At 39.2% G+C, this 12,731-nt stretch carries 10 protein-coding genes; 1 reads left to right on the forward strand and 9 read right to left on the reverse strand.

The features are described from left to right. Window positions 1-153: 153 nt before the first annotated feature. The 5 genes from AC3ANV_RS18470 to AC3ANV_RS18490 form a co-directional block, all read right to left on the reverse strand. On the reverse strand, window positions 154-750 hold the full coding sequence (locus AC3ANV_RS18470) for an undecaprenyl-diphosphatase (RefSeq protein ID WP_488310148.1): 597 nt from the start codon (window positions 748-750) through the stop codon (window positions 154-156). Between the two features lie 24 nt (window positions 751-774). After that, window positions 775-1,380 (reverse strand): undecaprenyl phosphate transporter UptA, encoded by a 606-nt coding sequence (uptA, locus tag AC3ANV_RS18475; protein WP_488310149.1) that lies wholly within the window; start codon window positions 1,378-1,380, stop codon window positions 775-777. Window positions 1,381-1,417: 37 nt separating this feature from the next. After that, a complete protein-coding gene (locus tag AC3ANV_RS18480; protein WP_488310150.1) occupies window positions 1,418-2,104 on the reverse strand; it encodes a response regulator transcription factor in 687 nt (228 codons plus the stop codon). Window positions 2,105-2,130: 26 nt separating this feature from the next. After that, entirely contained in the window at window positions 2,131-3,603 is a 1,473-nt protein-coding gene (locus AC3ANV_RS18485; protein ID WP_488310151.1) for a sensor histidine kinase, read from the reverse strand. A 246-nt stretch (window positions 3,604-3,849) separates the two neighbouring features. Further along, window positions 3,850-5,382, reverse strand: coding sequence for a carboxypeptidase M32 (locus AC3ANV_RS18490; RefSeq protein WP_488310152.1), 1,533 nt, complete (start codon window positions 5,380-5,382; stop codon window positions 3,850-3,852). A 310-nt stretch (window positions 5,383-5,692) separates the two neighbouring features. Between AC3ANV_RS18490 and AC3ANV_RS18495 the strand changes: the two genes are divergently transcribed. After that, on the forward strand, window positions 5,693-7,753 hold the full coding sequence (locus tag AC3ANV_RS18495) for a peptidoglycan D,D-transpeptidase FtsI family protein (RefSeq protein ID WP_488310153.1): 2,061 nt from the start codon (window positions 5,693-5,695) through the stop codon (window positions 7,751-7,753). A 108-nt stretch (window positions 7,754-7,861) separates the two neighbouring features. On the opposite strand, the gene AC3ANV_RS18500 is transcribed toward AC3ANV_RS18495, so the two are convergent. The 4 genes from AC3ANV_RS18500 to AC3ANV_RS18515 all read right to left on the reverse strand — a co-directional run bounded on the left by AC3ANV_RS18500 (window position 7,862) and on the right by AC3ANV_RS18515 (window position 12,640). Next, window positions 7,862-8,272: a (2Fe-2S)-binding protein gene (locus AC3ANV_RS18500; protein ID WP_488314270.1), complete on the reverse strand. Its 411-nt coding sequence runs from the start codon at window positions 8,270-8,272 to the stop codon at window positions 7,862-7,864. A 77-nt stretch (window positions 8,273-8,349) separates the two neighbouring features. Continuing rightward, entirely contained in the window at window positions 8,350-9,189 is an 840-nt protein-coding gene (locus tag AC3ANV_RS18505) for an FAD binding domain-containing protein (RefSeq protein WP_488310154.1), read from the reverse strand. Beyond that, window positions 9,176-11,506, reverse strand: coding sequence for a xanthine dehydrogenase family protein molybdopterin-binding subunit (locus AC3ANV_RS18510; protein ID WP_488310155.1), 2,331 nt, complete (start codon window positions 11,504-11,506; stop codon window positions 9,176-9,178). Before AC3ANV_RS18510 ends, AC3ANV_RS18505 begins: the two co-directional genes overlap by 14 nt. Window positions 11,507-11,608: 102 nt before the next feature. Continuing rightward, on the reverse strand, window positions 11,609-12,640 hold the full coding sequence (locus AC3ANV_RS18515) for an XdhC family protein (protein WP_488310156.1): 1,032 nt from the start codon (window positions 12,638-12,640) through the stop codon (window positions 11,609-11,611). Window positions 12,641-12,731: the final 91 nt, after the last annotated feature.

The raw sequence follows: 12,731 nt of genomic DNA on the forward strand, positions 1-12,731 counted from the left end.
GAATAAGCTTCCGCGAATACTTACCGCACGAAGAAAATGCGATAGCATTTTCGAGGAGTCTCGCCTTCCGCTCCAATCAACATAGTGAGCAAAATCAACAATGAGCTTTAACATAGCCTATCATAAAAATGTAAATTATCCATTTCCCTTTTATTACATTGTATTCGTTTTATTCAATATTTTATTTTCTGCTATTTCATACTGTTCAATTAGATAATTTATTGGCCGATTGATAATGTTTAAACGCGGTAAAAATTTATGAGTAGCAAATGCGATCGTTACTCCAATTATCATCCCGCCAGTTACGTCTAATGGGTAATGGACCCCAGTCCATACACGTGAGAATGCAACCCCTGCGGCTAAAATTAACCAAAGCCAGCCATCACGCTTTCTCCAGATCCAAATTGTAGTTGCGATGACAAATGCTGCTGTTGCATGGTCACTTGGGAAGGATGCGTTCTTTGCATGTGAAATTAACAAATGGACATGATGGGCGACGAATGGACGGTCGCGATAAAATACCAGACCAATTACCATATTGATCAACATTGCGACACAAGCAGCTAAAACCGCTTCAACAACCATTTGTCGATTATTAGGCTTCTTATAAAACCAATAAAAAATGATGGCAGCAAAGAATAGATATTCTGCCCTTTGAGCAATTATTTCCATAAAAGAATTTAGAAAGCTGTCACTCACTGCCAAGTGATTGATTGTTTGAAATAGTGAATAATCAAAGTTAGACATCATTAACCTCCAAAAGTTTTTAGTGAATTATTTTTCGTTTTTTTCACTTTTTTTATTTTTCCATTTAAATATGAAATAGCCAATTAGTAAAATGATAGCAATAAAGATAGCAGGACTGACATATGGTTTGGCTGCTTGGTTTATTAGCTCCCACTTTGCTCCTAGGGACATTCCGAGGTATAGAAAGAGTATTGACCAAGGAATAATCGCCAGAATCGTGTATGTGGTAAATTTTAAAAATGACATTCTGGTAATTCCGGCAGGAATCGAAATTGCATGCCTGACAACAGGAATAAAACGAGCCGTAAAAATGACTCCTGTTCCATATTTATTAAACCATTGTTGGGCAACATCAATATGATGCGGACGAATCAGTATATATTTCCCGTATTTATTTAATAACGGTCTGCCGCCATAGCGACCCAACCAATAGAGAATCCATTGAGAAATAATTCCCCCGATAGTCCCAGCAATAATTGCTCCAACGAATGAAATCTTCCCTATTGAAATTAAATACCCGCCATAGGCTAACACAATTTCACTAGGGATAACCTCGACCATTAACCCTAGGGTTATCCCCAGGTAACCAAGACTTGAAAGAAATGTGAAAATCGACTGAACAAAATGTGACATCTACTATCCTACCTTAAGCGTATTTTAAAAATAGAATCTACCCTTTAAATCGGTAACCGGCACCCCAAACTGTCTCGATATATTGTGGATTGGATGGATCCATTTCAATCTTTTCTCTTATTTTTCGGATGTGGACGGTTACTGTTGAAATATCTCCTAGAGAATCTAAACCCCATAAGCGTTCAAACAACTGTTCTTTACTGAAAACATGGTTCGGATGAAGGGCAAAAAAGGTTAAAAGGTCAAACTCCTTTGCAGTAAAGGTTACTTCATGGTTGTTAACAAAAACCCGTCTTGAGCCTTTGTCTATTCGCAACCCCCGAACCATAATCCCGTCGCTTTGGGTTTCTTTCCCGATTAAACGCTGATAACGAGAAATGTGTGCTTTCACTCTTGCTACTAATTCGCTTGGGCTGAATGGTTTCACGATATAATCATCTGCACCCAGTCCCAAGCCGCGAATTTTGTCAATATCCTCTTTTTTGGCGGAGACCATTAGAATCGGGATATCTTTTTCGGTTCGAATTGCTTTGCATATTTGAAAACCATCTATTCCTGGAAGCATCAGATCAAGTAACACTAAATCTACTTCTTCCTTTAATGCTTTGTTTAAACCATCATTCCCTGATAAAGCAATTACCACCGAAAAACCTTCAATTTCTAAATAATCACGTTCAAGTTCGGCAATACTTTTATCATCTTCAATGATTAATATTCTTTTCATGATTCCTCACCTGCTTTTTTCGCAAATTAACGAGTTTTCTTTATCGTAAATAGGATGGTTGTTCCTTGACCTTTTTTGCTTTCTGCCCAAATCGTTCCATGGTGTCCTTCAATAATTCTTTTAGCAATAGACAACCCAAGTCCACTGCCGCCTTTTTCTGTTCCTCTTGCTAAATCAGCACGGTAAAAACGATCAAAAATTAACGGGAGATTTTCTTCATCAATGCCCGGGCCGTTATCCCTCATTTTAAAGAGAACATACGAATCTAATGATGATAAATGAAATGAGAGTTTTTTATTTTCTTTATCAATATATTTCAAGGAATTATCAACAATATTAGTAATAACTCGTTTCAGATGTTCACGGTCACCTGTTATCACATAATCCTCGTCATTTTCAATATTTAGGCTTATTTCAACCTTCATTTCCTCTAAATCAAAACGTAGTTCTTCGACAAAATCCTGGAGGTAATGTTCAAAATTAATCCGTTCAAAATAAAAAGGAAGACGTTGTAGATCTAATTTTGAATATAAAAAGAGTTCATCAATCATCCGGTCTAAATTGATTGATTTTGTATAAATGGTTTGAATATATCGATCCATTTTTTCAGGACTATTTGCTACACCATCGCGAATTCCTTCCACATAGCCTTTGATTGTCGTAATCGGTGTCTTTAAATCATGCGAAATATTCGCAATTAATTCCTTACGATTTTCTTCATAGGCTAATTGTGTTTCGATTGATTCTTTTAACCGTATTCGCATTTCATCAAACCCTTGAGCTAATTGACCCAATTCATCCTTGGACATTGCTTCAATAGGGATATTTAAGTTTCCTTCCTTCATTTGATTTGCAGCCTTTTGCAATTCTCTAATCGGACGGATAATACTCTTTGATACAAAATACGTCAGCAATCCATTTGTTACAATTAATATGAGAATCAAGCCAATAAATAAAATCGGGTAGGAAGAACGGACAAATTTTGCTAGGCTGCTTGCATCTGTAACAAAAAACAATGAACCCTTTGAATTATCAGGATAAAAGAAATCCAGTTTTTTTATCGAAATAAATTGATTGTGATCTCGTTCTAAAGGATCCACTTCACTGTAAAATCCAAAGGCAGGAAGGTCCTCAGCATCCAATCCTTTAACTGAGGATGAGCGATAAAGGATTTTTTTTCCTTTTCGAACTATAAGTGCAGTATTCGACTTTTTTAATTGACTGTCAAGATTTATTAAAAATGTCCGATTTGCAAACTGTCCTGGATTTTTAAGTGATTGCCTCTGCAAGTCAATAAATAATTGATCCTTCTCGGATAGATTTTGTTGGTGCTCCGAAGGCAAATAAATGTTTAGCAGTTCTTTTATATCTCCTCTATATAACAACGCCACTAAAAGGGCAGAAACAACAACGAAAACTATCGGTACTAAGACCATTGCTAGATACGATATTAAAAGTCTTAGACGAATTGACATCTTTTCACTACTTTCCATTTTCATATACTTTCCAGCTAAAACTATCGTAGCCTAAAGTAAATAACATTACACAAAAATCGACATGATTCTTCGTTCTTCCTTTAATTTCAGATCGTCTAGATCGGATACTAAATAAGAATAGACAACCAGCCTAAACATTCTCTTAATGAATTATTAATTATTTATTAAATTTTTTACGGCTCGGTTTTGGATACTTGGATTCATTATAAATAAAAAAAGGAAAAGGCATCGCCCTTCCCATAAGCAAGCTTATAGACCATATACCTCGGAATATTTTTTCTCCAGATATTCTACAAGGTATTCTGCATTTAATTCTTCACCGGTTACTTTAACAATTAATTCATTCGGTGTATAAAGCTTTCCATATTGATGAATATTTTCCTTTAACCAAGCTTGAATTAGATCAAACCTACCATTTTCGATGTGAGTAAAGAAATCAGGGATCTCCTTTTGGATGGTACGCAATATTTGAGCTGCATAAAGATTACCTAAAGAATAGGAAGGAAAATACCCAATACCGCCAAAGGACCAGTGCACATCCTGTAATACTCCTTCAGTATTAGTGTTTGGGGTTATTCCAAGATAATCTTGCATTTTCTGATTCCAAATAGCCGGAAGATCCTTCGCTTCAAAATCACCGGCAATTAACCCTTTTTCAATTTCATAACGAATCATGATGTGCAAATTATAGGTCAATTCATCCGCTTCCACGCGGATAAACGACGGTTTTACCGTATTAACAGCGCGGTAAAACTCCTCTACTGTTACATTTTCAAGCTGATTTGGAAAATATGTTTTCAAATGAGGATAAAAATAATGCCAAAATTCCTTGCTGCGGCCGACCATATTTTCTAAAAATCTTGATTGCGATTCATGAATCCCAAATGAAGCACCGCTTTGCAATACAGATTCCTCAAATTCAGGATTAACATGTTGTTCATAAATTCCATGACCTGCTTCATGAATAGTTCCAAACATCGCCGACCGGACATTATTTTCTATATATCGAGTGGTTAACCGAACATCCCCGGTATTTACCGATTGGGCAAAAGGATGTACCGTTTCATCCAATCGACCTGCTTCCATATCAAAGCCGATGATCGGTAGAATATAGCGATTAAATTCCTTTTGCTTCTCAATTTCAAATGTTTGGGTAAGAATCTCATCAGGGGTTCGTTTACCCGCTTGCTGAATTCTTTCTAAAAGATTCACACTTGCTTCTCTTAATTTTGCAAATAAGGGATCTAGTTTTTTGACCGTTAGACCCGGCTCAAATTCGTCCAACAAGGCATCATATGGATGGTCCTGATAGCCATAAATGTCAGCAAATTTCCGTTTGAAATCAACGATTTTTTCTAGATATGGAAGAAAACGCGCAAAGTCATTGTTTGCTCTTGCTTCTTCCCATGCATCATTTGCTTGTGCCGTTAAGATGGAATATTCCTGAAAAAGATCTGCAGGGATGCTTTTTGATTTTTGATAATATGCTTTATACTCCCGAACCTTCGCTTTCGTGGCAACATCCAATGCTAAATAATTTTCCGGTGATGTCAGTACTGCTAATAGGTCACCCATTTCCTGCGATACCGAAAGCTTAAACAATTCGGTACGTAATGTACCTGAAGCCTTGGCAAATACACTTCGCCCTTTTTTCGGTGCCATGACCTTTTGATCCCAATCGACTAAACCGATTACACTTGAATAATGAGTGATCTTTTTATCTAATTCTTTAAACTGTCCCAATGCCTTTTGAACGGTTGAATCCAATACTTTTTGCTCCATATTTATGTAGACCTCCTAATTCTTTTTCTATAAAGATAGTTGGTTATAAAACTACCCTATCCCATCACTTATTATAGAGTAAGAAATTCAATTATTGAAATAATTCAAAAATTTTTCGATTGACAAAATTCTCAGGAATAAAAAAAGATGTCGATATATACAGCTTTTTAAATGCTAGAACTTTTTAAGGTAAATATTTACATTTATGTAATTCCAAACGTAAAAATAAAAATAATAACTAAATTTCCAGTTTATTAAAGGGACATAATAAAAAAATAGCAATTGGTTTGGTGAAAAGGATGTGTAACGTTTGAAAAAGAAGAAAAATTCTCATTTCCCCATCCGCCTAAATTTACTTTTTTTTAGTATTTTTTTGTTATTTTCTCTGCTTATTTTAAGATTAGGCTTTGTACAGATTGTCTATGGTGAGAATTTCAAACGGGAATTAGAAAGAAAAGAAAATATTACCTTCAATAATCCTGTTCCAAGGGGGAAAATTCTCGACCGTGATTTAAAAATCATCGTGGACAATATACCGAAAAGTGCCATAACATATATGAATTCAGGGGCCAGTCAAAAAGAGATGCTGGAAACTGCTATAAAATTGGCCAAATTAATTGATAAGAAGCCTGACAACGTAACAGAAAGGGACAAGAAGGATTATTGGCTCATCAAATATCCTAAGGTAGCTGATCGCAAAATCACTGAAAAAGAAAAAGCATTATACAATACAAAAAAATTATCGGACAAGGATTTATACAGCCTAAAACTAGATCGGATCTCGAATGAAGAATTAAAACAACTAACTAATAATGACCTCGAAGTGATTGCAATCTACCGGGAATTTATTAGCGGTTATAAACACGAACCGGAAATCGTCAAGAATGACAACGTTTCACAAGAGGAATTTGCCATTGTCAGTGAAAATCTTCAGTCCCTTCCAGGTGTAGATACTACAACCGATTGGGAACGTTGGTACGCTTTTAATAAAACATTAAAGTCAGTTTTAGGTAATGTGACGAACTCTGACGAGGGGCTACCGGCAGATCATCTCAATTATTTTTTGTCAAGGGGTTACAGCCGAAACGATCGAGTTGGCAAAAGCTATCTGGAATGGCAATATGAAGACATCCTGCAAGGCAAAAAATCAAAAATCCAAAATGCCACTGATAAAACCGGCAGTGTTCTAGATACCCAAGTGATTTCAAATGGGCAAAGAGGCAAGGATCTTGTATTAAGTGTGAAAATGGATTTACAAATGGCCGTTGAAAAAATCATTGAAGAAGAGCTATGGGCTGCAAAACGATCTCCTGGAACGTCACTATTGGACCGTGCTTATGTTGTTTTAATGGATCCTCACACCGGCGAAGTATTAACTATGGCAGGAAAGCGAATAGTTCGAAACAATGAAACCGGTAAAAAGGAAATGGAAGATGATGCTCTCGGAACTTTTACCACTTCGTACAATGTTGGATCTACAGTTAAAGGAGCCACCGTACTGACCGGTTATAAAACAGGAGCCATTACTGCGGGTACGGTTTTTGATGATACAGGAATTAAAATTAAAGGAACGCCTCTAAAAAAATCTTATACGTACATGGGGAAATTAAATGAAATAAATGCGTTAAAAAAATCCTCAAATGTCTATATGTTTCATACGGCGATAAGAATTGGGAAAGGGCATTATGAATACGATCAGCCATTAAACTTTAACCAGCATGCATTTGAAACAATCAGAAATTCATTTGCCGCCTTCGGTCTCGGGACTAGAACGGGTATTGATCTCCCTAACGAACAAACAGGATTTAAAGGACAGAGCAAGCTGCCAGGATTTTTACTCGACCTTGCTATCGGGCAATACGATACCTACTCCCCTATGCAGTTAGTCCAATATGTTTCAACCATCGCAAATGGCGGTTACCGTATGCAGCCCCATTTGGTAAAAGAAATTCGTGAACCAATAAAAGAAATATCTGAGATAGGCCCCGTTTTTAAAACGATAAAGCCAACTGTCCTTAATACCATCGATGTAAAAAAAGAATGGATGCATCGGGTACATATAGGCTTCCGGAAGGTCATGCAGGAAGAGGGCGGAACGGCTTATAAGTTTTTTGGGGATGCCCCTTATTCCCCTGCAGGAAAAACAGGAACAGCCGAGGCCTTTTATGACGGACCTTATCGCAGCAAATATGGTAATGAACCTCCACCTGTTATGAATTTAAGCTTGGTTAGTTATGCACCAAGCTCGAATCCGGAAATTGCCATGGCTGTGGTCGTTCCATGGGCTTATCAAGGAAAAGAAGACAACAAAGCAAACCTTAAAATCGGACGCCGGGTTTTGGATACTTATTTTGCAATGAAAAGACACTGAATTTGTGTAATTAACACCATTAGATTGAAAAAGGGCTCACGCTGCACTATGCGGAACCCTTTTTTTGCTTAAAATAAAAAATGCCTTTTCTAATCCTCCCAGGTCTGCTCATTTTTTCTCTAACACTGATTTTACTGCCCTCTCTATTTCGGCATACCCTGTGCAACGGCATATATTCGATGAGAGCCACTCTCTTATGGTTTCATCATCGGCATCAGGATGCTGCTCAATAAGGGAATGGCAATTCATGATAAAACCAGGTGTGCAGTAGCCGCATTGAAAGGCAAAGTTTTCGACAAATGCTGTTTGAATAGGGGTACCCTTCAAGCCCTCAATAGTCGTGATTTTTTTTTCAATGGCTTCAACGGCAAGCATTAAACAGGATTTCATCGGCCTGCCATCAACATTCACGGTACAGGCACCACAGTCCCCGTTCAAACATCCCGGCTTTGCACCTGTTAAACCAAGCTTGCCTCTTAAAGCATATAAAAGTGTATCTGCCGACCTTACCGTTATCATCCGATTATCACCATTAACATTTAATTCAATTATCCGGGATTTCAAGCTTCTGTTCCCCCTTTCAAATTCCTAATATATTAAGCCGCCGCTCCATCTAATACCTCCACAACATCTAACAATAAATTCCGTAATACAAATCTTCGATAATCAGCCGATCCTTCCACATCATCTAAAATAGGACCGGGCAATTCCACAAGAGCACGGCTCACTCGTTCCGAAACAGGTATGTCCCGATTATTCAATGCCTTCTCAATGCTTTTTGACCTGAAAGGAAATGGACAAAGCCCACTAAGGGCAAGACGTATTTCATTATCTTTTTTTAGTGCAGCAACCGTGATCAATGGATAACCTGTATCCCATTGTTGGCGGCGCTTTATGCTAACAAATGGGGCTTCAAGATATTGCCTTTCCGTTGCAATTTGAATGAGAAACTCGCCTCTTTTAAGTAGAAGTTGTTCGCGAAAAATGTCATTAATCAATACTACCTTTATTCCTTCCGGCCCGATAATCACTACTTGGCTGTCTGCTAATAAAAACGGTAAAACCGTTTCCCGGTAAAAAATTTGTGCGCAAATATTTCCGCCGAGGGTAATTTTCCCACGTGATGTATGATCCGCTACTTCACTTGCTGTTTGTGTTAATAATGGGAAAAGGTTCGCTTCTTCGATTTTTGTAAGAGTTAATGTACTTCCAAGTACAAGATACTCGCCACTCATTTGCATAACCTTGCATTCGGCAATATCCTTCAAATCAATCACTGCTTCAGTATAGGCAAGATTAATCCGTCCAAGCGTGATTAATTCTGTTCCACCGGAAATAAACATCGGCTGTGTCCGTTGACGGTCCAGAGTTTGATATAGTTCCACAGCCTCCTTCAGTGTTACCGGCTTATAATAATCAAAATCAAATGGAAGCATTCCCTTTCCCCTCCTTTGTTTTCCAAATTAACTCCGGAATTAGAGGTAGATGGTGGAGCGAAACACCTGCCGCAACTGACAATGCATTTCCTAAGGCGCCAGGCATTCCCAGCAGCCCATGTTCACCTACCCCTCGAGCGCCATATGCTGCTTCAAGATCGGGTGTATGAACAAAGTCGACGAGGTATTCGGGGTTTTCACCATAATGAAGGGGTCGATAGATTCTTAGTTGCGGATTTAACACCCTTCCAAGCTCATCAAAATAAAACGTTTCTCGTCCCGCGAATGCAATTCCCATACTCATTGCCCCCATTACCTGTCCGCGTGCCGCTTTTTCATTTATAACAGTACCGATATCAACGACTGTTGCCGCCTTCACTATTCGATACGTATAATCGCGCCGGTCAAATTCAACCTCAACTCCATAGGCTGCAACTGTCCATTCCGGCCCGGGATTCCCTTCCCCTGTTTCCGGGTCCAACGGTGTTAGATGACGTAAAATAAAGTTTCCTCTGCCAATAATTTGGCCGCCAATCGCGTTCCCATTCGGATACTGATAGCCATAACAAATATCTTTAATATCAATCCCAAAGGAGGGATTATCACGTAGAAATACCCGGCTATGGGCAACGATCAGATCTCCCTTTGGAGCCCTTAATACAGTTGAGGCAATCTCCTTCAGTTGATTGATGACATCCTCTGCAGCTTCCAGTAATGCTCTTCCGGCCATATAAACTCCCCTGCTCGCTACGGTCTTCCAATGTTCCGGTGTTGTTTGGGTGTCAACATCCATCCGTACATGAATTTTATCAACATCCATCTTTAGCCGTTCAGCGAGGATTTGCGCAAGCGCAGTTTTTGTCCCTGTTCCTATTTCAATGACCCCGGACATTAAATTAATACTTCCATCGCGATTAAAAGTTAAAATCACTCCCGAGGGCGCGTTCGGGTCAATCGTCGACGTTTTCCAGCTGCAGCAAATTCCTTTCACCAGAATGTAACGTTCATTCAGTTCTTTAATTTGGCCCTCGTCCCAACGGATTAATCCTCTTAATTTCTCAATACATTTTTTTAAGTTTCCGACATTGCTATTATTTAAAAGTACCCGTGTTGGCGTGGTATGACCTGGCATGATGGCATTTCGATAGCGCAACTCCAGTGGGTCCATGGCTAATTTCTCAGCCAACAAATCCATCGTTCTTTCAATAGCAAATGACAGTTCGGAATGACTAAAACCCCTAAACGGTGAAGCATAGGGGTGATTGGTATACATGCAGTACGAATCACACCAGAGATTTTCAATATTATAGGGTCCCGTACAGTCAGTTGCCCCAGCTCTTGTCAAATCAATTGCCTTATCCGAATAAGCGCCGCCATCCCATAAATATTGAATTTCCGCTACATGGATTTTGCCGCTGCGGTCGGCACCGAATTTAATTTTGGCATCCAAACCGATATGACAGGGCGACATCAACATATCTTCTTCTCTAGTATTTAAAACCTTCACAGGTAATCCGCCAACTGCCTTTGACCCCAAATAAGCAAGAATTTCGAGTTGTACCGCTGCCTTGCCACCATATGCACCGCCAACGAGCGGCGTCTCGACAATGATTTTTCCTAGATCTTCATTAAAGTAATCGGAGATAAGCTTTTTAGCCATGAAAGGCGCTTGAGATGATGTGGTTATTTTAATTGTGCCATCCGGCAAAATCTCAGCGATTGAACATCTTGTCTCCATCGCCGCATGATCGGATGGTGCCAAAGAAAAACTTGCTTCTACAACCGTATTACTTTCAGCCCAGCCTTTTTCCATATTGCCTTTCCGGATTTTCACATGAGTAGCAATATTTGTGCCTGGAACCGGATAAACATGGGATTCTTTCTTATATTCTCCCAACCGCTCGTGCACTAACGTTGCCCCTTTTTGAAACGCCTGTGTAGGTGAGTTGACTGTTGGCAGCAATTCATATTGGACCTTGATTTTGTCTGCGGCTTTTTTGGCCTGTGCCGGTGTTTCCGCAACAACAAGGGCAACAGCTTCACCATGGTGGCGAACTTTATCCACTGCAATGGGCGGGCGGTCTCGGATCGCTTCCCCTGTCAACGGAAAATGCTCACCAGCAAGGATAGCTTTTACACCAGGCATTTTCGCTGCTTCCTTTGTGTCAATCGCTACAATTCGTGCGTGACCGTATGGACTAATGACCACTTTGCCCGATAGCATCCCCACAGACTGATGGTCATGCGTATATTTCGCTCTGCCTGTAACCTTTTCTAACGCATCTTTGCGAATAATGCTTTTCCCGATTATCTCCAAGTTCATCCCTCCCATTGGCTAAAGAGTTTTTTAGGAGAATTTCTTCCGTTTTTAATTATCCCTTCTCATTCACCTGTTTTTTTATCGTCGGATATTTACCAATTAATCTGGAACGGTCCATAAATTCTCCATGCTTTTACAAGAAGGGCTTCGCCAAACTTTGATCATTTCAGCCACGATGCTAACAGCGATTTCCTCAGGTCCTTTAGCACCAATTGATGCTCCAATTGGAGAAGAAATCCGATCTGGAATGCTTTCAATCTTAAGCAACCGTTTGGTTCTTTCCCGTGGACCTAAAACACCTATATACTTTAGCTCTTTCTGAAGCAATGACAGGAGGATTTCTTGATCTCGCTGAAAATGATGGGACATAATAACCACAAAATCATTGGCAGAAAACGGGATTTTTTCCAAAAGCTCATCTGGAAAGCCGATAATAAGCCGTTCAGCTGAAGGGAAATTCTTTTTCCGGCAAAACTCTTCACGCCAATCACACACAGTGACCGAGAATCCAATATTTGCTGCCAATGAGACAAATGGTACTGCATCGGGCCCGGCACCAAAGACAATCAAGATTGGTTTCGGTTTGATTAGTTGTTGGAAAATAGGCTGACTCGCCCTTCTTCCGTTTTTCACATTGGAATCATGTGATGGCACTTCTCCATTCCACTGCCCAAATGGTCTGCCTTCACTTGGGATAAAAAGATACTCCCCCGTATCTCCAAGTTTTTTTAATGCTAATATTTGGATATTTAATTCTAGTAACCTCTTAACTTTAAATAAATCCTCCTGAAGATTTTCTGTAACGGGCTCGAGCAAAATATCTATCGTCCCATTGCATCCCGCACCTTGCCCCCATGCTAAGTCTGTTTCTTCGCTCATATCATATTGCAGTGTTTTAACCTTCCATTTTTGAAAAACTTCCTGAGCTTGCATTGCCAGATCTGTTTCCAAGCAACCTGCACTTAACACCCCTATTCGTGCCCCATTCTCGAAAAATAGCATCGCGGACCCTTCTTTTTTATATGCTGATCCCAAAACAGCAATAATCGTTGCTAATACTTTTTTCCCCGGTTGTTCAAGACAGTCAAGAATTCGATATATATCCTCTATTCCAATCCCCACCTTAGACACAAAAATTCCTACTCTATTTATATTGATGAAGAGGCTATTCCTAGAAGGGATAATTATTTTTAACATCCAAACATATTTATATGGAAAATGA

This window comes from Neobacillus sp. DFD-2R, from assembly GCF_057747865.1.

Bases quoted from the DNA above. Each gene is read 5' to 3' on its own strand.
- AC3ANV_RS18470 (WP_488310148.1), bottom strand. From the start codon at position 750: ATGATGTCTAACTTTGATTATTCACTATTTCAAACAATCAATCACTTG.
- uptA (WP_488310149.1), bottom strand. From the start codon at position 1,380: ATGTCACATTTTGTTCAGTCGATTTTCACATTTCTTTCAAGTCTTGGT.
- AC3ANV_RS18480 (WP_488310150.1), bottom strand. From the start codon at position 2,104: ATGAAAAGAATATTAATCATTGAAGATGATAAAAGTATTGCCGAACTT.
- AC3ANV_RS18485 (WP_488310151.1), bottom strand. From the start codon at position 3,603: ATGAAAATGGAAAGTAGTGAAAAGATGTCAATTCGTCTAAGACTTTTA.
- AC3ANV_RS18490 (WP_488310152.1), bottom strand. From the start codon at position 5,382: ATGGAGCAAAAAGTATTGGATTCAACCGTTCAAAAGGCATTGGGACAG.
- AC3ANV_RS18500 (WP_488314270.1), bottom strand. From the start codon at position 8,272: ATGATAACGGTAAGGTCGGCAGATACACTTTTATATGCTTTAAGAGGC.
- AC3ANV_RS18505 (WP_488310154.1), bottom strand. From the start codon at position 9,189: ATGCTTCCATTTGATTTTGATTATTATAAGCCGGTAACACTGAAGGAG.